Raw genomic sequence first — 22,772 nt, 5'->3', positions numbered from 1 at the left:
CTGGTGTTATTGCTGATGTTTGAGTTTGCTGCAGGACTGGATTCTCTCAATGGAAGTCAGCTTTGCATAAATCTGATATTTATATACTCCTGATATGTATATTTAATCGTCCAGAGAATCATTGGACAATAGACCATATTTTCATAAAATAAGGGGGAGTATATTGAAAGTGATCATAAAATGTCAAAGAAATCCCGATGACAAAGGTAGCGGCTCACTTATCACGGGTCGGGAACACATCTTTTCTTTGCTGATGTTTAAACCAATCTTTCAGCATCTGCTCTTCATATCTAAAGCCGCTATAACTGAAATCAGGTTTGGACTGAAAATCCATGTCGCGCAAATCTTCTTTGCCAGAGGCGACGACTTCCTGCTTATCATTTTTGAGTGAATAAGAGAATGACATTTTTGGCCAGTCGATGGCTTTGACTATCCGCACATCTTGTAGTCCACCTGCAAAGCCATGTCTGATTTCACCTGCCAGATCCAGATCAGTGACATTGATTTCTAGCTGGTAGCCATCGGGTAATCGTTTTGCCAGATCGGCAAAAATCCCATCAAATGTTTTAATCAGGTTGGCTTGTGCGTTCTCTTGCGTCTCGTTGGCGCTGCGGATGTCGGTAAATTTTTCTGGTGCTATCCAATTGACTTTGGCTTCGCCTGCCATGGCAGTTTGCGCCGTCAACATCAGACCGATCGCCATTAGCGCGCCCAAGATCGCTGTAGCTGCGTTGCTTACTTTGCTTGCTGGAAGCATGTTAATTCTCCTTGCGTTTGATGTTGAAAAGAGGGACGGATTCATCCTTAATCACTCCCTGCATTTCGCCCAGATATTCGGGGCTTAACATCATTGTAGCCATTCGCATCAATTCTAAAAGCTTGCTTACAAATTGATATGAATCGTAAGAATCATCCATGCAAATGGCTAGGGTCTGTCAGTCTGTTGACAAATAAATCTCACGATTTAATTGTCAACAGACCCTAGCGACCAGACCTTGGCAACGCTGCCGTTTATTTAACGGCATCGGCCTTGATAATCTCGTTTAAAACCCGACCCTCGCTGCCGCTAGGCGGGCGCACATGTAACAGGTGCGCCAGTGTTGGGGCGATATCGACGACTTCGGCATATTCCGCATAAGCACCCGGTTTAATCCAGCGCTTACCCATGATCATCAATGGTACGTTGGTGTCATAGTTATAAGGCGATCCATGTGATGTGCCGGTGGTGCCGCTGCCGAAGTACCAATATGGTTTGGTAACGATCATGACGTCGCCAGACACTTGCTGATTCCAGCCGCGTTGCATCAGCTTGGCTTGGCGCGAGTTAGGTAAATTGCCGTTACTCAACTGCGTGCGGGTGTAGGTATTTGCTACGCCAGGGTAGTTAGATAAAAAGCGGGCGATCGCGTTTTCTACATCTTCCCGCTTCAGGCCTTTTTGATCGATGCTTGGGTAATCCAGCATCAAGCTAGGAAACGAAAATTTGAGGACCAGATTCTTTAGTCCAAATTTTTCTGATAAATGGTCGTTGACGTCGCTCATCAGTTTGGCGGTATTCAGACGCTGCGCATCGCGCTTCTGTGACTGAGAAAATTCTGGCACATTAGGGAAGCCATGATCGGCGGTTAACACAATCAGTGTGTTCTCCAGTCCTACACGTTTTTCTACATCATCAAAAAAGCTGGCGAGCAGACGGTCAAGGCGTTGCAGATGGTCGTGCGACATACGGCTTTCTGGGCCAAAACTATGATTGATATAGTCGTGGCTAGACAAGCTGATGCCCAGCACATCGGGGACGCCCGCCGGATTGCGACCTAATTTTTCACCATCAATGGCAGCGCGGGCAAAGTCCAGCGTCAGCTCATCGAGATAAGGGCTGTACGGCAGTTTGCCGTAATAATTAGCGTCTGGCTGACCTGAGTCGCTGCCATAAATAAAAGGAAAACCACTGCGGTTATCTACCACCGCTGCCATACCTGGCGAATTATCCGGCGCATCGCTGGCATAGGCTGGTGCAGGTAACAAGGGTTTCCATTGTTTGCCGTAGAAGCGGTCTTGCGGCTTGGCAGCGCTAAAAGTTTTAAGCCAATCCGGGTTCTCTTTCTGGTAATAAGTGCTGGTGGCAAAATTACCTGATTTGCCCATGTACATGTATGCCGTGCCAGTTTTGCCAGCGAGCAGGATTGCACCACGATCTTTGCCTGATACTGTCACCACTTTAGATAAATTGCCATTGCTGTAACGCAGCTCATCGCCTAGCGTACTTACCCGTAAATTTGCAGGAGAGGTGCCATCGCTGGGTTTGGTTTCTTCGTTCAGGTAAGTGTAAGCGGCATCTTGTGTGCAATACATCGAGCTCATGCTGGCACGATCTATCCACTCGTTGCCGATAATGCCGTGTTGATAAGGATAAGCGCCCGTCAGCACCGCTACATGACCAACCGCCGTCACGGTGACGCCATGTGCCTGATGGCTGTCACTAAACCATGCACCCTGATCCAGCAAGCGGCGAAAGCCACCTTGACCAAACTGATCGCGATAACGTTGCACCTGTTCTTGCGGTAATCCGTCGACGACTAATACCACCACCAGTTTCGGTTTAATGACATTGTTAGCAGGGATTTTGTCGGCTGCTACAGCCGTGCCGGAAATGGACAGCGCGATGGCGGCTGCGCTGGCAGCAACGCATGTCGCCATCAATGCCCGCTGAAAACGGTGTAAACCTTGATGCGGAAGCTTGCTGCTACTGAGTGAATTGGATTTGGTCATGGCATATGAGATGGTTGAGATGGCAGATATTTTGCCAAGGACTATTAACAGTAATCTTTCGATTTAATCGTGAATAGCTTCTGAGCAGCATGTAAGAATAATAGAAAAACTCATATCATCACAGAGCAGAATTACATGTTGATGACGCGCTTACTTGTCTGATGTTATATGCCCGGCTTGGTATGTTTGACGATCGGTAAAAATACATACCGTATTTTTAACATCCTAAGCCTGTGAATATGCATCCTGTCCCAAATGCGCTTGAGCTTTTTTCGTGCTTTCTTACACTGTCAGATTTTAACGATGCGCACCTGGAGAAATACGACATGCGTAAAAAGATAAATTGGATTCGGGGTTTAGTGTCAACATTCGCTGCAACAGCCATCGTGGCACTGCCGTTTGCAGCGCAGGCGCAAGGCGATCTGGCGACGCTTGACCGCGACATGGTCGGGCCACGCTCGCAGATACTGGTACTCGGCACCATGCATCTGAACAGTCTGCCAAAAGACTTCAACCCTGCGGCACTGGACGGCGTATTAAACCGGCTGGCGGCGTTTAAGCCTGACATCATCACTGTTGAGGACCAGTCCGGTGAAGAGTGCGATCTTGCTGCCCGCCATCCTGCAAAGTACGGTGCCGAGTACTGCGATCCTACTGACGTGGCGAAAGCGGCTACCGGGCTAGATGTACCTGCCGCTATGGCCGAAGTGGATAAGACGCTCAAGGCCTGGGCTGCTCAATCCGTAAGGAATCAGGCTCCAACCCCAGCGCAACGGCGACGTCTGGCCGCGCTATTTCTGGCGTCAAATGAACTTGCCTCGGCCTACGTGCAGTGGCGACAGCTTCCAGAGGCGGAGCGTCATGTCGGCGATAGTCTGGACACTGCATTAATCGCAAAACTTAGACGGATGGAGACGGTGAATAACGAGAGCTACCAGTTAGCCGCGCGTCTTGCCGCACGCTTAGGCTTACAGCAGGTTTATGCAGTAGATAATCACACTGGTGATCGTATCGATGTGCCAGACATTAAGGCCTTTGTTAAGTCGATCGAGGCGGCCTGGGTCGCGGGCGGTGTGGTGTTGAGCGAGCGTGAAAAGCGGGAAGATGTCTTATCGAAGGCAAGCGATCTGCTGCCGCTATACCGTTCCATCAACGACCCGGAAGGCCTGCGGATACGCGCCGAAGCCAATGTCAGCGCAGCCTTACGGGCAAAGTCGCCAGAAGGCCATCCGCAAATGTGGGTTGCGGGCTGGGAAATCCGTAATCTGCGTATGGTCGCCAACATCCGCGAAACCTTCCGCGAACGCCTCGGTGCCCGCGTCTTGTCGATTGTCGGCGCCACACACAAGCCGTGGTTCGATGCCTGGCTAGGACAACTGCAAGGTGTGGATATCGTCGATGTGGCAGCGGTGCTGAAATAATGTTGAACTGTTACTGAGTTATAGCTGAACTGTTGCAGAACCAACACGCAACTGTCACTAGGAAATTTCAAGCAAAACCACATCGCCGATATCGCAGAATTGATGGCGCGCGGCAGCCTATTTCAGCTGCGTTGCGCCACCTTTATTTCCTTGAGTGTTCGCCAGATGCTTATCAAAAAAAGTCGCAATCGTGCGAAACACATGCTTCTGCTTTGCTGCGCCGGATATTCCGTGTTTTGCACCCGGGTAAGTCATCAGATCAAACAAGATGCCACGGTTGCTTAAATCATCGATGAGCTTGGTGGTATTGGTGAACAACACGTTGTCATCGGCCATACCATGTATTAGTAATAATGGTGACTTCAATCCATCCAGATGAGCAAACACACCGCTTTGGCGGTAGCCTGCCGGATTGTCTTTTGGGCTGTTGATAAATTGCTCAACATAATGCGTGTCATACAAGGCCCAGTCAGTCACCGGCGCGACCGATACACCCGCCGCGATTTTGTCGGATGCAGCGGACAATAAACGCAGACTCATAAAGCCGCCATAACTCCAGCCAAACACGCCTATCCGTTTGGCATCAACAAAGCTTTGCTGCGCCAGCCAGTTGATCCCTGTGACCTGATCGGCGACTTCATTTTTACCCAGCGTTTGATAAATGGCGTCGGTAAAGCGGCGCTCACGACGTGCAGATCCTCGGTTGTCTAGTTTAAAAACGATATAACCTTGCTGCGCCATATATTGTTCAAACAAGCTACCCCAATGACGTTGCACGGTTTGCGCGCCGGGGCCGCCATACACTTGCAAAAACACGGGGTAACGCTTGCTCGCATCAAAGTCCAGCGGCTTTTTGATGGAATAATACAGAGTCTGACCATCATCCGATGTCAGCGTGCCGTATTCAGTAGGCACATGGCTGCTGGCGTAACGCGCATACGGGTGTTTAGCATTGACTTCGTTATGTTCTATCCAGGCGATCAGCGTGCCATCTGGCTGACGCAGGCTGACTTGCGGCGGCGTGTTGGGATCAGACCAGGTATCAATAAAGACCTCCGCTTTGCCTGAGAATTTGGCTTCGTGCCAGCCATCGGTTTTGCTGACGCGTACTGGGGTATCGGCAGTACTGCCATCTAAGTTCAATGCATAGATTTGTTTGTCGGTGACTGCATCACGGTTGGAGCTAACGAATATTTTTTGTGCCTTCTCATCGACTGCCAATATGTTGTCGATACCCCATTCACCCTGGCTGATAGGGTGGATCAGTTTGCCTTGTAGATCGTACAGATAGATATGCTTGCGCCCACTGCGCTCAGAGGTCCAGATAAACTGCCGCGATTCTTTCAAAAAATAAGGCTTATCCATAATGCTGACCCAGCTTGCAGAGGTCTCTGTCAGCATAGTTGTTTGCGTCAGACTGCTGGCATTGACAGCGATTAAATCGAGTTGTTTCTGGTTGCGGGTCTGGCGTTGATATACCAGTGTTTTTGCATCCGCACTCCAGTCGGCGCGTACCAGATAAATATCTTTGTCTTTGCCAATATCAATTTGTTTAATTTCGCTATTTTCCGGATTGACCAGAGCCAAACTCACCAGCACATTGGCAGCACCCGCGTAGGGGTAACGCTGTTCAATGACATCAGTGCGGTCAGCATAAATCTCAAAGCGGCGGGCAATCGGGACCGGACTTTCGTCAAAGCGTTTAAACGCAATCGCAGTATCGTCCGGTGCCCACCAATAGCCGCTGGTTTGCGCCATCTCTTCTTGGGCGACAAATTCGGCTTCTGCGTTGTGGATCGTCCCGCCGCCGTCTTTAGTCAGCTGGCGCTCGGTGTTGGTGGTGAGGTCAAGCACAAATAAATTTTGATCGCGGATGTACGAGACATACCGGCCCTTGGGCGAAATTTGTGCCGACATCACCGCGCCAGATGCGATCTTGCGCGCTTTGTCGGTATGCGCTAACTCAACCAGATACAAATCACCGGCTAAGGGGACTAATAATTGTTTGCCATCTGGCGACCAGTCGTAGTCAACTATCCCGCGCAGATTGGCAATCCGTTCACGCTCGCGGCGGGCTTTTTCCTGATCAGAAATCTGCTCGTTGGCTTGCAGCACTTTGCTATCCAGCAGCAGGCGCATGCTTTGATCTTTGACGGTCAACTCCCATAAATCGAGCTGAAACTGATCGTCGTCGCGCCCACGCAAAAATGTTACTCGCTGGCCGTCGGGCGATACCTGCAAATTTCTGGGACTGCTGCCAGCCAAACTGGCGTTATCAAAAATACGTTCCAGAGTAAGACGCTCTGCCGATGCGGGGAGGGCCAAGGCTGCGAGTAAAGGGAATAATAAGGGGCGCATAAAAATCCTAGAAAACTGGATAAGGTCGTTAGCCAGCACAAACTGGTGAACTCTTGAGTTTTTCACTGCAGAGTATTGAGAAGGCAACAAGATAGCAAATAATGACTTATTTTGCTTCAAATCAATTTTTGGGTTTGGTTTGTCAGAATGCTAGACTAGAATTAAGGTGCATCAGTGTTACTACTTAGTTTGTGTTTGCTTTGTATTTGTTGTGCATCGTCGTACTGGAAAGAAAAAGAGGTTGCAGTGGTGTCCGATACATTTCTTCGTGATTTGATCAATATTATTCCGGTATCGATGACGGTATTGATTAATAACAAAATCGTCTATGCCAACAGGGCCGCTGCGATATTGCTAGAGGCAGAGAGTGCCACCAGCCTGATCGGGCGCCCGGTCAGTGATTTTGTTCATCCTCTGGATGCCAACCGATCGAATCAACGTTTAAACAAACAAGGTGCCAATTGGGCTAATGATCCTACCCAATTTCGTCTGCGGACTTGCAAAAATAACTTGCGCATGCTCTTAGTCGCAAGCTCGTCTATTCAGTTTGGCGGCGAGGGCGCAGTATTGCTGGTGGGGATGGACATGACAGCGCAGAGCGAAATCTCCGAGCAACTTCGCATCAGTGAGAAAAATTTCCGCCATCTTTTTGAGAATATGCAGGACGTGTATTACCGCACCGATGCGGCCGGAATAGTGCAAATGGTTGGCCCCGGTGTGCGCACCGTATTGGGCTATGAGCCAGAAGAAATTGTTGGTAAAAATGCCGAATCGTATTATCCGCATAACGAAGACCGCGATGCATTTAAAGCGGCAATTATCAAAGATGGCAAAGTATCTGACTTCCCAGGCCAGATGGTGCGCAAAGATGGACGAGTGATTGATATCTCTATCAGCAGCAAAGCGATTTACGACGACGCTGGTGCTTATGCCGGGGTAGAGGGCATTTACCGCGATGTGACTCAACGCAAAATGTTGGAGCGAGAGCTACAACTGCTGGCAACCACCGACACGCTGACCGGTATATTGAACCGGCGTGCTTTTCTGGAGCAAGCGGAACATATTTTTAAGACTAGCCAGCGCTACAACAATAGTTTGACCTTGCTAATGTTGGATCTGGACTACTTTAAAGCCATCAATGACCAATACGGACATCTCAGTGGCGATAAAGTGCTGACCCGATTTGCCCAAACCGTCACGCTGGAGCTACGCGATTCAGATGTATTTGGACGATTAGGTGGCGAAGAGTTTTGCGTTTTGCTGCAACAAGCCAGCCGCGAAGACGCCATCAGCGCAGCAGAACGGATACGTCAGCACGTGCAAGACCTAGTACTACATGCGACATCGGGCGAGCAGTTTCACCTGACAGTCAGCATCGGCGTAGCGACAAATTTAGAAAGCGATAAAAAACTAGGTAAGCTGCTGGAGCGTGCAGACAAAGCGCTATACGAGGCCAAGCGCAGCGGTAGAAATCGGGTGATGCTGGATCTTTGATATTGAACTGATATTTTAGATGTCCAATACTTCTGCGGCTCTCAGGCCAATATCGTGCCAGGAGCCGCATTTTATATGGACGATTGAATTTAGTAATTTTATTCCGCCAAACAATGCTGTTGTCGCTACCGCATCTAATTTCTATACTCTGCTAATATCCAAATCAAACCAATGGAGGAGTAGCATATGCAAAGTCGTTTCCAATCCGTCCGCACTCAATTCAACCAGCTCGGCATCGCCACATGTGCGATTGCGCTTAGCATGATGTTCTCCAGCCAGGCTGGCTACGCTGCACCGGATACAAACAGCGATCTCAGCAAGCTCAATGAAAAATCGGTCGCCACGGTAGAAATCCCCTTACTAGCGGGTTGGTATCAAGGCCATCTGGTGCATTACATCTCGACAGACATGTCCGATCAAAAGATGGCACAACAGGCTGATACCAATTACGTATCGCGCCTATCTAATGTGTTGCGTGCGCCAGTGCCGGGTCAGCCATCGGCAGTAGACCGCGTCTATAAATTGAGCAATTTTGAGCAAGGCAGCGTATTTCCCTCTGCACCAGAGAGCGTCGGCTACCGCAATAAAAGCGAGGCATACACGCCATTATGGGTCGTCTACATGGTCACCTGGCGCGATACAACAAAAGCCCATGTGCTGAAATCAGAAGAAGAAGTTTTGGATGCAACAGAGAAGCAGTTAGTCGACCTGACACCCACCAAAATTGTCGTCAACTGCCCAATTTTGTATTCAGCTAAAGATGGTTTGTTGAGTGGGCTGAAAATACATATTAAATAAAAATAATTGGTGTTTTTAGAGCCTTGAACTGAACAAGTCAAATTAAAGGCTTCCCTCTTTTAATTTTAAATTTCCCGTTTTTTATTCGCCTTATTTTTTGTTCAGTGAATATAGTCCAGAAAAGGCAGAAGGATCGATCCTTCATGAGCTTGCGGCGATTTAATCATCAATTTGAGTCGAGACATAACGCCTGCAATGATCTAAATAGGCCGCTTCGTGTAGCGCAGCTAACTCTACCGTACACTTCCACAGCCAATTGGGCGCCTCTTTACTAGACGGGTTACGTGTCAATTCTTTAAACCAATCCAGTGCAACTGATTCATCCATTTGTCGTACATGAGCCTTACCAACTATGGCGCCAACATAACGTGCAACTTTTACCGCTTCTCGCGGAGATAAAGTCTGAATTTCCAATTTTAGATCTTCTGGCCTAAGTTCCCTTACAAAGACCGATTTGCCTAATATGCGTCCGGTCATCATGCGCTCGCCAAGATTGGGAGAGAGATTTCTGGCACCTTTTACGACACGTTCTGCATTGACCAATGGCATGCCGCTATCTGGATACCGCGGAGCTTTTGCTGCTACCGCTTCTTTGATATCCATCAAGCAAATTTCTTGTCGTTTAGTCTTCACATCATCAACATCCAAAAGTACAGCATATCTCAACAGGCCTAGTGAGCTGCACCCTTTGACCCAATAGGCGGCATCCAAAAGACTGACATTATCTTCAAGATTCCTGCTGCGAATCTTGTTCACCAGATCGATAGCCCTTCCTTTCTAAAATACAGATCGGATGGCGTTTTGTTCTTTGGCTAGGATTGGCCAATATTTTTTTCCTAGCGGAATATGCGGCCGGACATCCGCAATACGTTCCCGTGCGAGATGCTTCCAGGTGCGATTCCGTGCTACTTTCATTGAAGCCCGGACCACCGCCGGTACTGGGATCGGCGTCTCATCGCCGATCACAAATTGCGATGTGTATCCATCCATTAACACCTCTAGCATATGCGCCGTCATAATGCCAGGAAGGTTAGAACCTCGAGCGGCGAATGCAAGAGACAACGCCAGCCTGATCAGATCATGGGCAGGATTGCCGATCACCGTTTGATCAAAGTCTCGGATTTGAAAATCAACTTTACCGTCAATATCAGCGACCGGTCCAAGATTGCCTATGTGGCAATCCCCGCAAATCCATATAGGTGGCCCTTCGGGTATTTTCCCCATACTGGATGTTTCAAGCCATTCGTAAAATTTTGATGTGCTACCGCGCACGTACGCACTCGCGGAGCTGGTCATTTTGAGATTCCGGGTGTGGGCTAAGACCGTCGCCCGATCAGAAGTTTGAGGGAATTGATGCTTTCGTTTCATAAGTAGCCGATATGTTTTCAAAATGGGGATAACAAAAGTTGACTAATGAACTTGACTAATGAACAGGTATTGTTTGTTCTTTTTCTTGTGACAAGGAGCCAAGCCGATTCTCCAGAACGACTATACTTGCCCTAGAATAACTGACGAAGCCGGAACCCGTTAACACAAAACCGAGATAAACCGAGTAAGGGATTGGGTCTAAACAAGCACAAAGCCACAAGCAAGCAGCGCCATGGCGCATTCTTGCATTTTGGCATCAATTCATTTGCAAGTTTCAATGTTAACAGACCTAAGCAAAAGCTTGCAGCGCGACAAAAGTGATAATCGCTATCAAGTCTTAAGGTCATTCAAACGCTATTCGACGAAAATGGATGTGAGCTAATCATTAAAGATCCGATTTTCTCAGATAACCAAATTGTGCAAATTAATTAATAGCCAAGATAAGAAATGTTGATGCGCACTCCCAAAAGGTCAAAGTTAAATGAAAATCGACAGTTGGCAGTTTTAGGTAATAATAAATTCTTTAAAATCCTGCTTGCATAAATCACTGATTTTTTATACAGTGTCGTCAGATGTAGAAAACCTGCTGATTTTTGTAAAAAACCCATCGGCACATTTCAAAAAATCATAAAGCGCAACATACCTGAAAGAAATTATGGACGACAAAAAATCCGATACCGGCTCAGACAAGAGCAAAGCTTTAGCAGCCGCACTTGCACAGATTGAAAAACAATTTGGCAAAGGTTCCGTCATGCGGATGGCCGATGGTGAAGTGGTAGAAGAAGTGCAAGTTGTGTCCACGGGTTCTTTGGGGCTGGACGTCGCCTTGGGCGTAGGCGGTTTGCCACGCGGTCGTGTCGTTGAGATTTATGGTCCAGAATCTTCCGGCAAAACAACGCTGACATTGCAAGTCATTGCAGAGATGCAAAAGTTGGGCGGCACTTGCGCATTTATTGATGCGGAGCATGCTTTGGATGTGGGCTATGCGCAAAAACTAGGCGTTAACTTATCTGATTTGCTGATTTCACAACCGGATACCGGCGAGCAGGCATTAGAAATTACCGATGCTCTGGTACGTTCAGGCAGCGTCGATCTAATCGTTATTGACTCGGTCGCTGCGCTCACCCCACGGGCTGAAATCGAAGGCGATATGGGTGATTCTTTGCCGGGTTTGCAAGCGCGTCTGATGTCACAAGCTCTGCGCAAACTTACTGGCAGCATAAAACGTACGAATACACTAGTTATTTTTATTAACCAGATCCGTATGAAAATCGGTGTCATGTTTGGTAGCCCAGAAACCACAACTGGTGGTAACGCATTGAAGTTTTACGCATCGGTTCGTCTGGATATTCGTCGTACAGGTTCCATCAAAGCCGGTGACGAAGTCATCGGTAATGAAACGAAAGTTAAAGTAGTCAAAAACAAAGTAGCGCCTCCTTTCAAAGAAGCGCATTTTGATATCTTGTACGGTGCAGGTATCTCCCGCGAAGGCGAGATTTTAGATTTGGCCGCTGACGCTAAGATTGTAGAAAAAGCCGGTGCCTGGTATAGCTACAATGGCGAACGTATCGGACAAGGTAAAGATAATGCACGGAGTTTCCTGAGCGAGCGACCGGCACTCGCGCATGAGATTGAAAACAAAGTTCGTGTGCATTTAAAAGTGCCGACGCTGCAAGAGTTGGTGACAGAAAAAACTAAATCAAAGCCAGCAAAAGCGGAGAAGGCAGAAAAAGCTGAAAAAGCGGAGAAGGCTGAATAGGCTTAATGTAAGTTGAGTCATTCTGATGCCGCAAATTGATTATTCGCAAACTTATTAGTTGCAAACTCACTAAGCGCCTGGCGAAATAGCCTAAACAAGCCATATTACGACGGCGGCCATTGAGTCAAAAACTCAAGTCAAAAAGTCCAAGCCGGAATACGCTTCTAATACAAGCATATTCCGGTTTTTTATTGAGCAGATATTTTGGGATATTTACTTAACCATGGCTAAATTAAAAATCAGTTTAAAAGCTAGAGCACTGCGCTATCTTTCTATGCGAGAACATAGCCGGATGGAGTTGGAGCATAAGCTCCAGCCTCATGCGCGAGAAGGCGAAGATATCTCGGTGCTTCTGGATTGGTTAGAAACTGCCAAATATCTGTCGGCCGAACGCTTTGCAGATTCCTTAGTAAATCGCCGTGTAGCACGTTTCGGCAATCAGCGGATACTCGCCGAATTACAGAGCCACCAGATGGACGGGCAAGAAATTGATCGCGTTAAAGCTGAGTTGGCGGAATCAGAGTTGAGTCGTGCGATCGATGTGCTGCACAGAAAATTCCCTCATTCCCCTGCAGACCATCTTGAGCGTGCAAAGCAGGCGCGTTTCATGCAGCAGCGAGGATTTTCTTCCAAAGCAATTCAGACCGCAATGCGCGCTCCCCGTGACGAAGATACTGATGAATAAGCGTCTATATATGGAGTTTTTTGGAAATAATAAAGATTTTCTCTAAGAAATATTAAGCAATATTCAGCAACTATAATTTCGGTAAAGCCTCTCCGTTGATATTATTGAAAATAATACTCTGGGTAGGTATATTTTAATTGTCCATATATTCATTGGGCTATAAGCCATTTTTATTTAAAGAAATGGGGAGTGTATTGCTGTTGAGCCGCACTCAGAAATATTAACCTTCACTGACAAGGAGAAAATACTTCATGACGGCTTCTCATCTTGTCGAGACGAATTACTTAGTTATCGCTTCATCTGTATGTTGAGCTCGTGTGAATTTATCTTTGGCATGAGGCAATTAATCTGTAGCGCAAGCCACAAAAAAAGAACCGATTTAAATTGTAGCTACGATCTTTGACGCAAAACGCAGGAGCTTACGCATCGACTTGTGCTACACTTCTCGGGATTTTTGCAGGGCCGCAAGAGCGGCTGTTATCGTAGAAACTGCGGTGACGACGCGCAATTGTGGCTCTTTACACTGAAATAGCCGCCATCAGGCATATGCCCTTACCAATATCCACTTCTCGCCGTGCACTTAAGCACACGCGCTCAATCCAAATCGACGCATTCGCTCGCGATGATGGATTGTGGGATCTTGACGCTCACATTACCGACACCAAAACCCGCGACATTCAACTTGCTTCTGGCATCCGGCCGGTTGGCTCACCGCTGCATGATCTTAGTTTGCGGATTACGATCGATACCAACTTGACCATTGTTGATGCAATGGCGGTCTCGGATGCGGTACCGTACCCAGGCTTTTGCAACACGATAGGCCCAGATTATAAAAAGTTAATTGGGCTTAACTTGATGATGCAGTTCCGGCAAGGTGTTAAAGAAAGAATGTCTGGCATTAATGGCTGCACCCATATTACCGAGCTAGCCCAAATTCTCCCGACCGCTGCGGTGCAAGCTTTTGCCGGTGATGTGATTGATACCCGCGATGGCGCCAGCAGTTCTGACCGCACTTCTGACAACCAGCAACAACCTTTTCAACTTAATCGTTGCCATGCGCTAAGGCTAGATGGCCCAGCTGTTGTGCAATATTACCCGCGATGGGCGGTGGCAAGTAGTTCGCCGCCTGACGCAAAATCATCTGCTTAGTTCGTTTTTACTGTTTTTATTTTTGTTGTTTTATTTTGTTTTGCCTATCAACTAATACCTCAGTGTCTGAAGGGAAGTCGTATGAAAATTCATGAGTATCAGGGTAAAGAAATCCTCCGCAAATTCGGAGTGACAGTACCACGCGGTATTCCATGCCTGTCCGTAGATGAAGCCGTTAAAGCGGCCGAAACTTTAGGCGGCCCAGTTTGGGTTGTCAAAGCGCAAATTCATGCTGGTGGTCGTGGTAAAGGTGGCGGCGTCAAAGTAGCTAAATCCCTTGAGCAAGTGCGCGAATACGCGACTGCGATTCTGGGTATGCAATTGGTAACGCATCAGACTGGGCCAGAAGGCCAAAAAGTCCGTCGCTTACTGATCGAAGAAGGCGCTGATATTAAAAAAGAACTGTACGTCAGTATGGTGACTGACCGTATCAGCCAGCGCGTCGTCTTGATGGCGTCCAGCGAAGGCGGTATGGACATTGAGGAAGTGGCTGAGTCACATCCAGAACTATTGCATTCCATCGCTATCGACCCGACTAATGGTCTGCAAGATGCAGAGGCAGATGATATCTCCCGCAAAATTGGTGTGCCAGAAGAGTCTATCGCTGACGCACGCGTTCAGTTAAAAGGTCTGTACGAAGCTTTCATGGCAACCGATTGTTCACTGGCAGAAATCAATCCTTTGATTTTGACCGGTTCGGGTAAAGTCATTGCTCTCGATGCTAAGTTCAACTTCGACGCGAATGCTTTGTTCCGTCAACCAGAAATCGTGGCTTACCGCGATCTGGATGAAGAAGATCCGGCTGAAATTGAAGCATCTAAATTTGACCTCGCTTACATCTCGCTCGACGGCAATATCGGTTGCTTAGTCAACGGAGCTGGTCTAGCAATGGCAACGATGGATACGATTAAGTTGTTCGGCGGTGAGCCAGCTAACTTCCTTGACGTAGGCGGCGGCGCGACAGCAGAAAAAGTGACTGAAGCGTTTAAGATTATGTTGAAAAATCCAGGTCTGAAAGCGATCTTGGTCAATATTTTCGGTGGCATTATGCGTTGTGACGTGATTGCTGAGGGTGTCATCACTGCATCTAAAGCGGTTTCCCTGCAAGTACCGTTGGTGGTACGCATGAAGGGTACCAACGAAGACATCGGCAAGAAGATGCTGGCTGATTCTGGTCTGCCTATCATCGCCGCTGATACGATGGAAGAAGCAGCGCAGAAGGTTGTTGCCGCTGCTGCAGCTCACGCTTAATAATCGCAAGGAACAGATATGTCCATCCTGATCAATAAAGATACAAAAGTTATCACCCAAGGTATCACTGGCAAAACTGGCCAGTTCCATACTCGTATGTGCCGCGATTACGCAAACGGTAAAAACTGTTTCGTCGCTGGCGTCAATCCTAAAAAGGCTGGCGAAGATTTCGAAGGCATTCCTATTTTTGCTAACGTATCTGAAGCAAAAGCGGCTACTGGCGCAACAGTTTCTGTTATCTACGTACCACCTGCAGGTGCTGCTGCCGCGATTTGGGAAGCGGTCGAAGCGGACCTCGATCTGGCAATTTGCATTACCGAAGGCATTCCTGTCCGTGACATGATGATGCTTAAAGACCGCATGGCAAAATCTGGCAGCAAAACGAAATTGCTCGGACCAAATTGCCCAGGCCTGATCACACCAGACGAAATCAAGATCGGCATCATGCCAGGTCATATCCATCGTAAAGGTCGTATCGGCGTGGTTTCCCGCTCCGGTACATTGACTTACGAAGCAGTAGGCCAATTGACTGCATTAGGTCTGGGTCAATCTTCTGCTGTTGGTATTGGTGGTGATCCTATTAATGGTTTGAAGCATATCGACATCATGAAGATGTTCAATGATGATCCAGACACTGACGCGGTTATCATGATCGGCGAAATCGGCGGCCCCGACGAAGCCAATGCATCCTATTGGATACGTGACAACATGAAGAAACCAGTCGTCGGCTTTATCGCTGGTGTTACAGCGCCTCCAGGCAAACGTATGGGTCATGCTGGTGCTTTGATTTCTGGTGGTGCTGATACGGCACAAGCTAAATTAGACATCATGGAAGAGTGCGGCATCAAAGCAACTAAAAACCCGTCAGAAATGGCGCGTTTGTTGAAGGCGATGTTGTAGTCTCAATGTCGGACTAAGTTGCAATTTTGAGCAACTTATTCGGGGTTACATCATAAAATGGGGAGCTTTGCTCCCCATTTTACTTATCTTTATGCAACAGTTCCGCAGCTTGGTGTTAAGCTTGAATAATGATCTTCAGCATTGCTTGGGATTATTATGATTTATATCTTTTTATATTTATAGAACCTGATTTATTTCTCATATTTAATCACTATTCATGTCATTTCAACGCGTATTAGAGTTTGCGGGTCTCTCGGATACGGGACTGGTACGAGCACAAAACGAAGATGCCATAGAGATATGTGCCGAGGCGGATTTTGCAGTATTAGCAGATGGTATGGGCGGATACAATGCTGGTGAGATCGCTAGCAAAATGACGGTAGACATTATTACGCAGCAGTTACTCCTCAAAAAAACATCTACTTTTTCTTCTTTATTTGCGCGCCAGACATCGGTTGCCGCGAAGTGGATTAAAGAAGCAATCGAGATGAGCAATTTTCGTGTCTGGGATGCAGCACAGAATAATCCCGAATTTATTGGTATGGGTACCACCGTTGTCGTTGCGTTTTGTCATCACGATAGACTCCTTGTTGCGCATGTGGGCGATTCGCGTGTCTACCAATACCGGTCCAACCGTTTACTGCAGATTACGCACGACCACTCAGTATTACAGGCGCAAATTGACGCTGGTCTGATTAGCGAAGAGCAAGCGCAGTATTCTCCGATTAAGAACTTGATTACCAGAGCAATCGGTGTGCAAGGTGAGATTGAGGTGGAAATTAGCGAGCATGTCATTCAAGAAGAGGATATTTATCTAATGTGCTCCGATGGCTTGACCGACATGCTCAAGCATGATGAAATCGAAACCACAGTTAGTCTGCATAGAGATAATTTAGCGCTTTGTTGCGAATTGTTGCTACACAAAGCGAATGAATTAGGTGGTCGGGACAATATCTCGATTATTCTAATAAAAGTGAATGGCTTAAAACAGCATTCGCCAATGCAGCATATACAGCAGCTTTTTTTCAGTTAGTTTTATAGAAAGAACTTACGCAAAAATGCTCCAGCCGCGATGCAGATACCATTTATACACGGCATACTATAGTACGACTCTCCTCGCTAAGCCTTGCGGGGACAATTGTGCGTAAGTCCAAATAGTTAGATTTTGTTTTTTATAGAGAGCACTATGGCGAAAATCGTCGTTACTTTCAACGGACTGGTCCAGCAAGAACTGTCAATCCTAAAATCACGCATAACGGTGGGACGACGTCCGGGTAATGACGTTGTGATTGATCATTTGACCGTCAGCGGTCAGCATGCGGCGATTGACACCACTAGCACAGGGTCTTTTGTTTTGGATTTAGGAAGTACCAATGGCACTTTGGTCAACGGACAGCCAATTAAGAAGCACCTTTTACAAAACGACGACATTATTGATATTGGTAAATATAAGGTTCGATATCAAAATGATTCAGAAAATTATGACTTGCCGGACGCAGCACTCAAAATAAAACCGTCCTCCCTGAGCGTATCCACGGTATCCGCACGTATTCAAGTACAAAATGGTGCTAACGCTGGTCGAGAGTTGGTTCTGAATAAACCAGTTACGACTATCGGTAGCCCAACTGTCCAGGTCATTGCAATTACTCAACAAGAACAATCTTTTTATGTTGCACACGTCGATGGCGCCTCAAGTCCCAAACTAAACAATAAAATAATTGACAAGCAGCCACAAAAATTGGCTGACGGAGATGTGATTGATATGTCAGGAACAAAGCTTATTTTTGTAATTACATCAAAAAATAAATGACATAAATTTGAACTAGTTGTTTTGCCTGACAAAATTCGTCATATTTTGATTTTCTCATACACTTTTTTTGTCAGTTTATTTTTAAAAAGTAAATAATATAGGGGTGGCACAGGGTTTGCTAATTCAGCTTATGTAAGACAGAACAAATTAATTTATTTTTTTAAACTAGGAGTTTTAAAATGAAATCCACAAAAATGACACAACGCGCGCAAGCTGGTTTTACTTTGATCGAATTGATGATTGTTGTAGCAATTATTGGTATTTTGGCTGCAATCGCACTACCAGCTTATCAAACTTACCTGAAAAAATCGAGATTCACTGAAGTTGTTCTCGCAACTGGTGCTGTTAAAGATATGGTTGATATCTGTTTCCAAACAACAGGTGCAACTGCTTTAGGTGCTGGTGTTTGCGATACTGCAGCTTTAATCGGCGCTACTGCTAATAACACAGGCGCTCAAGGTAATTTTGTTGCTTCTGTCGGTATTACTGGATCTACTTCTGTAGTAACAGGTACAGCAAACACGATAAAAAGTTTGAATAGTGAAACATTTATTTTAACGCCAACAGTAGCAAATGCTTCATTGACTTGGGCAAAGAGTGGTACTTGCGTAGCTGCTGGTATTTGCTAATAATAGATTGTAGAGATTGGCGTGGAGCATCGACTATGATTCACGCCATTTTAATTTCATCCAAATATAAAAATATTGACGAAAATTCATAGATGGGAATTATATGAAATTCCAAAAATCTATTCAAGCCGGCTTTACACTAATTGAACTGATGATCGTTGTTGCAATTATTGGTATCTTAGCCTCCATAGCATTACCTTCTTACCAAACATATCTTAAGAAATCCAGATTCACTGAAGTCGTTTTAGCGACAGGTGCGGTGAAAGATATGGTTGACATTTGTTTTCAAGTTAGTGGTTCTGCAGCTCTAGGTGCTGGCGTTTGCGACACAGCAGCGCTTGTCGGTGCGACGACAAATAATACTGGAGCTCAGGGAAATTTCGTATCATCGGTCACGATTACTGCTGCGACCTCAGTGGTTAAAGGTACTGCAAACACGGCAAAAAGTTTAAACAGTGAAACGTTTATTTTGACGCCGGCAGTGGCTAACGGATCGCAGACTTGGGCAAAAAGTGGTAGTTGTGTAACAGCAGGATTATGTTAAAGGTTGTCGGTTAAATTAACTAATACCGATTGGTTGTGGACTTGGACGTTTGGTGGTGAGCATTAAACTAATTTTTATACGTTACGCCTTGCAATATATTAATAGTTAAAATCGTGAAATATGGATTTGTAAAAATATTATGCAATTTTTTAGATATGTTCAACGCGGTTTCACTCTGGTCGAATTAATGATTGTCGTTGCAATTATTGGTATATTGGCTTCGTTAGCGCTACCGGCGTATCAAAACTATCAAAAGCGGTCGAGATTTACGGAGATCATTTTGGCAACTGCTGCTATAAGAGAAATGGTCGATGTGTGTTTTCAATCTACAGGTGCAACAGCATTTGCGGCCGGCACTTGTGATACCGCTGCATTAATAGGCGCTACTCCTATCAATACGGGTGCACAAGGTAATTTTGTTGCGTCCGTCGTGATTTCGTCCTTAATTCCGGTAGTAACGGGTACTGCAAATACGACAAAAAGTTTTAATAGTGAGACTTTTATACTGACTCCAGCTATAGCTAATGGATCGATAAAATGGTCAAAAGATGTTAGTAGTACTTGTATAGCTGCTGGGTTATGCTAATCTGTGGCATGCTTTTAGATGCAAAAGTAAGTATAAAATAATTACCGATTGTCCTTCAATTTATTTGGATGCTAGAATCAAAATTGTCGAAATTAAAAAAACACACCGTTATTGGTGTTTTTTTTTGACTAATAAAGTAAGTATTAATTTAAATATTAATTTTGTCTAGATGGTAACTTTCGTTGGATTACTTAAGATTTATGAGACATTTTAAATATCGGTTTATATCCGCAGGATGTCATTTGGTTTTATCTGCACTGATAGCGGCGGCAGTGACTGGTATAGTTTTATTTTTATGGTTTCCTTGGCCATACAGCGAAATATGTGGGGGCTTATCCTTACTGTATATATTGATATCGGTTGATGTCATATTAGGCCCCTTGCTTACGTTTGTTGTTTTTGATGTGAAGAAAAATAAACGTCATTTGGCTCGTGATTTGATTGTTATTGTAATCATTCAAATGATGGGCTTGGGTTATGGTGTCATGACTATTTTTTCTGCAAGACCAGTAGCACTCGTTTTTACGTCAAAATATTTTCGGGTTGTAACCAGTTTTGAGGTGGACCAAAAAGAATTGTCGAATGCGAAGCCCGAGTTTAGGACTCTTTCAAAAACTGGACCTATATTAATCGGCATGAGTCCTAGTAAAAATTTAGCTGAGAATGTGAATGATATTTCAAAAGCAATGAATGGCTTTGACGCTGGATTACATCCATCTCTCTGGGACTCTTATGATAAATCGTATGAGCAGATTATAAAAATATCCAAACCTGTTGAACTCCTGTTTAGCAAGTATCCTAAGTTGTCCAAGACAATAGAGGCGGCGGTTGCTAAATCTGGTGTCAAGCGGCAACAGCTTCGCTATTTGCCATTGATCTCAAAAAATGCGAGCTGGGTCATTCTGATCGATGTTAATAGCGTTCAACCTGTAGGATTTGCTCCGATAGATGATTTTTTATAATTATTTAAATGGCAATTAAAGATGTTAACAAATTCCATTTAGTCCGCACCTCCTCAATCCTGCGGAGAGGCGCAAAAAATTCGAATTGCATGCCGCTATCTGAACAATAATTGTTACTTGCAAAAGATGATTCTTGCATTGATAGCGACGTTAATGTTTTTCGCTACTCGACTAACGCCAAGGGATTTTTTCTGAGAGTGTGTAGGAAAGATATATTTAAGGAATATTTTGTTTCAGCCTAAACGGTTAATTCTATTTAATTGCATTACCAATAGTAATTACTTTGAAAATAACCACTAAACTCTCACTCGCAATTTTTGCTCTGTTGTTGCTGGTATCTTATATCCATCCACATCATGTTCATCCTTACAGAACTTACTACCATGATTTTTTGACTATCTTTGGTCTGTTAGTTTTGTCTGTCGGCATTTTGATTGCGACCACACCTCGATTAAGTTTTCCTCAACTTTTATTGATACCAATCTTATTGATTGGATTTGTGTTTTTACAGCTCACTGGAAATGTAGCGTCGTCGTTGCCCGATACTTTAATCCCATTGTTGTACATCGCATTAATCGCGGTAGCATTTATTATTGGGGCGACATTCGCGATTCAAACACAATACGTTGAGCTAATCTGTTTGTCCTTTGCGATCGCCCACTTATTAGCAGGTTTGTTGTCCGTCATCATGCAATTGGTACAGATTACGGGGATTGATGCTACGCCTGCTGTGATGTTTATCGCACGTGAATCACAGCCTTTTATGCGACCTTACGCCAATGTCGCGCAGCCAAATCAACTCGCTTTGCTATTCTGTTTTTCTCTGGCTTCGGTCTGGTACTTATATCAGCGACGATTTTTCAATCAATGGGCTTCTGTTTTATTGGTTTTAGTATTACTGATAGGGCTAGCGCTGACGCAGTCACGCATAGGCTGGATGATTGTTCCGGCTTTTGCCTTAGTTTGTATGTTTAAAACTCAGGATGGTCACTCTGTCAGCAGATGGTTTTTAGCTGTGCTGGTATTGCTGTATGCCGCGCTGGTCTTTGGTTTGCCTATCATGGGGCAGCATGTTGGATTTGCTAGCGGCTCGGTTGCTGAGCATATTGGTGGTCGTTCTGAGCGTATGGTGTTGATGCAGCAGGCTTGGCATATGGCGACTCAGCATCCCTGGTTGGGCGTTGGCTGGTTTGGTTTTGGTGCAGAACAAGTCAGGATTGCGGCGGATTTTGGATCGACTACTTATGCAGAGCACTCACATAATTTGATTTTAAATTTGGCCGCCGAATTAGGTTTCCCTGCAACGATATTGATATGTTCAGGCTTGGCCTGGTGGGCTGTTCAATGCTTTTTTATCAAAGCGGTGACGGTGCCGATCCGTTTTGCGGGTTTATTTTTTGTCGCCGTGTTTGTGCATAGCATGGTTGAATTTCCGCTTTGGTATGCCTTTGTGCTGATACCGGTTGGCATATTGATGGGTATGGTGCATCAGCTGCGCTGGCCCTCTGAGGGCGTATTGCTTGGGCGCCCTGCTAAAAGTGTGATTGCTGTCATCCTTGGCGGTGCTTTTTTATTCATGGCATTGATTACCTGGGATTATCAGCGGGTGACGACAGGTTTTCGGGTTTTGCGTTGGCAGCAATCGGGGTATGTAGTGGATATCAGCCCAAGTGAGCGGCCCGCGTTTACTTTATTCCCGCAGTTTTTTGATTATTTTAAATTGACTAAAATGGTCGCGCGCGAGGGTATGTCGGATACCGAAATCGCATTCGCGGAGCGCTTGAGCCATCGTTTTGGATACGTGCATGTGTTGAGCAAAATGGCAGAAGTATATACCTTAAACGGTAAGCCAGAACAAGCGGCACGTACGATGCAAACCTTGCAGCGCCTACATCCCATTTCTTATCCTGAATACTACGATTATTGGAAAGCCCAAGCAGCTTTAGATGCTCGTTATGAGGTGGTTTTTAAGACGATGCCGGCTCGGGATGCGCAATAGTTAGATGCTAATTTACTGACTTGAAGTTTTGTTTTCAGTAAGCGTAATATTAAATACTCGCTGGTAGTATTTAATATTGTCCATAGATTGTCTGGACAATAGGGCGGTTTTACGAAAAATGGTGGGGAGTATGTTAAATATGAGTCTAGTTTTTTGCTTCAGTGAGCGTTGAGGCGAGGCGCATACGCATCTCATACGCGACTCATGCATTCTCAAATCAGACGGTGTCATTCCGGCAGGTTTTAAGCCAGAATCCAGTGATGTTGATCGCTTTACATATCAAACATAAA

At 45.7% G+C, this 22,772-nt stretch carries 20 protein-coding genes and 1 pseudogene; 16 read left to right on the top strand and 5 right to left on the bottom strand.

What is annotated here, in order from left to right; translation table 11 throughout:
• Positions 1–214: 214 nt before the first annotated feature.
• On the bottom strand, positions 215–757 hold the full coding sequence (locus RGU72_RS11010; protein WP_322119762.1) for a DUF3016 domain-containing protein: 543 nt from the start codon (positions 755–757) through the stop codon (positions 215–217).
• 254 nt (positions 758–1,011) lie between these two features.
• Positions 1,012–2,769 (bottom strand): alkaline phosphatase family protein, encoded by a 1,758-nt coding sequence (locus RGU72_RS11005; RefSeq protein WP_322119761.1) that lies wholly within the window; start codon positions 2,767–2,769, stop codon positions 1,012–1,014.
• A 326-nt stretch (positions 2,770–3,095) separates the two neighbouring features.
• Here RGU72_RS11005 and RGU72_RS11000 point away from each other — a divergent pair, with 326 nt between their 5' ends.
• Positions 3,096–4,190, top strand: coding sequence for a DUF5694 domain-containing protein (locus RGU72_RS11000; protein WP_322119760.1), 1,095 nt, complete (start codon positions 3,096–3,098; stop codon positions 4,188–4,190).
• A 117-nt stretch (positions 4,191–4,307) separates the two neighbouring features.
• Here RGU72_RS11000 and RGU72_RS10995 read toward each other — a convergent pair whose 3' ends face one another.
• On the bottom strand, positions 4,308–6,548 hold the full coding sequence (locus RGU72_RS10995) for a S9 family peptidase (protein ID WP_322119759.1): 2,241 nt from the start codon (positions 6,546–6,548) through the stop codon (positions 4,308–4,310).
• A 249-nt stretch (positions 6,549–6,797) separates the two neighbouring features.
• Between RGU72_RS10995 and RGU72_RS10990 the strand changes: the two genes are divergently transcribed.
• Positions 6,798–8,042, top strand: a complete 1,245-nt coding sequence (locus tag RGU72_RS10990; RefSeq protein WP_322119758.1) for a diguanylate cyclase — start codon at positions 6,798–6,800, stop codon at positions 8,040–8,042.
• Between the two features lie 186 nt (positions 8,043–8,228).
• On the top strand, positions 8,229–8,840 hold the full coding sequence (locus tag RGU72_RS10985; RefSeq protein WP_322119757.1) for a hypothetical protein: 612 nt from the start codon (positions 8,229–8,231) through the stop codon (positions 8,838–8,840).
• 159 nt (positions 8,841–8,999) lie between these two features.
• Here the strand turns inward: RGU72_RS10985 and RGU72_RS21420 are convergent, their stop codons facing one another.
• Positions 9,000–9,596 carry a DUF2252 family protein gene (locus RGU72_RS21420; RefSeq protein WP_416200118.1) on the bottom strand — a complete coding sequence of 199 codons (597 nt, stop codon included), beginning with the start codon at positions 9,594–9,596 and terminating at the stop codon, positions 9,000–9,002.
• Between the two features lie 21 nt (positions 9,597–9,617).
• A complete protein-coding gene (locus tag RGU72_RS21415; protein WP_416200117.1) occupies positions 9,618–10,208 on the bottom strand; it encodes a DUF2252 family protein in 591 nt (196 codons plus the stop codon).
• Positions 10,209–10,863: 655 nt separating this feature from the next.
• On the opposite strand from RGU72_RS21415, the gene recA reads away from it, so the two are divergent.
• From recA to RGU72_RS10915, 13 genes and pseudogenes are all read left to right on the top strand, one after another.
• Positions 10,864–11,967, top strand: a complete 1,104-nt coding sequence (recA, locus tag RGU72_RS10975; protein WP_322119756.1) for a recombinase RecA — start codon at positions 10,864–10,866, stop codon at positions 11,965–11,967.
• Between the two features lie 223 nt (positions 11,968–12,190).
• Positions 12,191–12,652, top strand: a complete 462-nt coding sequence (recX, locus tag RGU72_RS10970) for a recombination regulator RecX (RefSeq protein WP_322119755.1) — start codon at positions 12,191–12,193, stop codon at positions 12,650–12,652.
• Positions 12,653–13,198: 546 nt separating this feature from the next.
• Positions 13,199–13,801, top strand: coding sequence for a DUF2889 domain-containing protein (locus tag RGU72_RS10965; RefSeq protein ID WP_322119754.1), 603 nt, complete (start codon positions 13,199–13,201; stop codon positions 13,799–13,801).
• A 66-nt stretch (positions 13,802–13,867) separates the two neighbouring features.
• Positions 13,868–15,052: an ADP-forming succinate--CoA ligase subunit beta gene (gene sucC / locus RGU72_RS10960; protein WP_322121623.1), complete on the top strand. Its 1,185-nt coding sequence runs from the start codon at positions 13,868–13,870 to the stop codon at positions 15,050–15,052.
• 18 nt (positions 15,053–15,070) lie between these two features.
• A complete protein-coding gene (gene sucD / locus RGU72_RS10955; RefSeq protein WP_322119753.1) occupies positions 15,071–15,952 on the top strand; it encodes a succinate--CoA ligase subunit alpha in 882 nt (293 codons plus the stop codon).
• A gap of 217 nt (positions 15,953–16,169) precedes the next feature.
• Positions 16,170–16,985, top strand: coding sequence for a Stp1/IreP family PP2C-type Ser/Thr phosphatase (locus RGU72_RS10950; RefSeq protein WP_322119752.1), 816 nt, complete (start codon positions 16,170–16,172; stop codon positions 16,983–16,985).
• Between the two features lie 153 nt (positions 16,986–17,138).
• The gene (locus RGU72_RS10945; RefSeq protein ID WP_322119751.1) at positions 17,139–17,762 is read left to right on the top strand and encodes an FHA domain-containing protein; all 624 of its coding nucleotides are present in this window, start codon (positions 17,139–17,141) and stop codon (positions 17,760–17,762) included.
• A gap of 179 nt (positions 17,763–17,941) precedes the next feature.
• The gene (locus RGU72_RS10940; protein WP_322119750.1) at positions 17,942–18,391 is read left to right on the top strand and encodes a pilin; all 450 of its coding nucleotides are present in this window, start codon (positions 17,942–17,944) and stop codon (positions 18,389–18,391) included.
• A gap of 103 nt (positions 18,392–18,494) precedes the next feature.
• Entirely contained in the window at positions 18,495–18,935 is a 441-nt protein-coding gene (locus RGU72_RS10935) for a prepilin-type N-terminal cleavage/methylation domain-containing protein (RefSeq protein ID WP_322119749.1), read from the top strand.
• 139 nt (positions 18,936–19,074) lie between these two features.
• Positions 19,075–19,134, top strand: a pseudogene (locus tag RGU72_RS10930) (prepilin-type N-terminal cleavage/methylation domain-containing protein); the annotation flags it as partial.
• Between the two features lie 81 nt (positions 19,135–19,215).
• Positions 19,216–19,521 (top strand): hypothetical protein, encoded by a 306-nt coding sequence (locus tag RGU72_RS10925; RefSeq protein ID WP_322121707.1) that lies wholly within the window; start codon positions 19,216–19,218, stop codon positions 19,519–19,521.
• 200 nt (positions 19,522–19,721) lie between these two features.
• Entirely contained in the window at positions 19,722–20,483 is a 762-nt protein-coding gene (tfpZ, locus tag RGU72_RS10920) for a TfpX/TfpZ family type IV pilin accessory protein (RefSeq protein ID WP_322119748.1), read from the top strand.
• A gap of 283 nt (positions 20,484–20,766) precedes the next feature.
• Positions 20,767–22,482, top strand: coding sequence for a PglL family O-oligosaccharyltransferase (locus tag RGU72_RS10915; protein ID WP_322119747.1), 1,716 nt, complete (start codon positions 20,767–20,769; stop codon positions 22,480–22,482).
• Positions 22,483–22,772: the final 290 nt, after the last annotated feature.

The sequence above is a fragment of the Undibacterium sp. 5I1 genome, assembly GCF_034314085.1.
GTDB lineage: Bacteria > Pseudomonadota > Gammaproteobacteria > Burkholderiales > Burkholderiaceae_D > Undibacterium.
The sequence above is the reverse complement of the archived record's forward strand: the minus strand, read 5'-3'. Positions and strand labels throughout refer to the sequence as shown.

Excerpts from the sequence above, each read along its gene's own strand:
- sucD (WP_322119753.1), top strand. The coding sequence starts at position 15,071 with ATGTCCATCCTGATCAATAAAGATACAAAAGTTATCACCCAAGGTATC.
- tfpZ (WP_322119748.1), top strand. The coding sequence starts at position 19,722 with ATGAGACATTTTAAATATCGGTTTATATCCGCAGGATGTCATTTGGTT.
- RGU72_RS10985 (WP_322119757.1), top strand. The coding sequence starts at position 8,229 with ATGCAAAGTCGTTTCCAATCCGTCCGCACTCAATTCAACCAGCTCGGC.
- RGU72_RS10950 (WP_322119752.1), top strand. The coding sequence starts at position 16,170 with ATGTCATTTCAACGCGTATTAGAGTTTGCGGGTCTCTCGGATACGGGA.
- RGU72_RS10935 (WP_322119749.1), top strand. The coding sequence starts at position 18,495 with ATGAAATTCCAAAAATCTATTCAAGCCGGCTTTACACTAATTGAACTG.
- recX (WP_322119755.1), top strand. The coding sequence starts at position 12,191 with ATGGCTAAATTAAAAATCAGTTTAAAAGCTAGAGCACTGCGCTATCTT.
- recA (WP_322119756.1), top strand. The coding sequence starts at position 10,864 with ATGGACGACAAAAAATCCGATACCGGCTCAGACAAGAGCAAAGCTTTA.
- RGU72_RS10940 (WP_322119750.1), top strand. The coding sequence starts at position 17,942 with ATGAAATCCACAAAAATGACACAACGCGCGCAAGCTGGTTTTACTTTG.
- RGU72_RS11010 (WP_322119762.1), bottom strand. The coding sequence starts at position 757 with ATGCTTCCAGCAAGCAAAGTAAGCAACGCAGCTACAGCGATCTTGGGC.
- RGU72_RS10945 (WP_322119751.1), top strand. The coding sequence starts at position 17,139 with ATGGCGAAAATCGTCGTTACTTTCAACGGACTGGTCCAGCAAGAACTG.
- RGU72_RS11000 (WP_322119760.1), top strand. The coding sequence starts at position 3,096 with ATGCGTAAAAAGATAAATTGGATTCGGGGTTTAGTGTCAACATTCGCT.
- RGU72_RS10965 (WP_322119754.1), top strand. The coding sequence starts at position 13,199 with ATGCCCTTACCAATATCCACTTCTCGCCGTGCACTTAAGCACACGCGC.
- RGU72_RS11005 (WP_322119761.1), bottom strand. The coding sequence starts at position 2,769 with ATGACCAAATCCAATTCACTCAGTAGCAGCAAGCTTCCGCATCAAGGT.
- RGU72_RS21415 (WP_416200117.1), bottom strand. The coding sequence starts at position 10,208 with ATGAAACGAAAGCATCAATTCCCTCAAACTTCTGATCGGGCGACGGTC.
- RGU72_RS10995 (WP_322119759.1), bottom strand. The coding sequence starts at position 6,548 with ATGCGCCCCTTATTATTCCCTTTACTCGCAGCCTTGGCCCTCCCCGCA.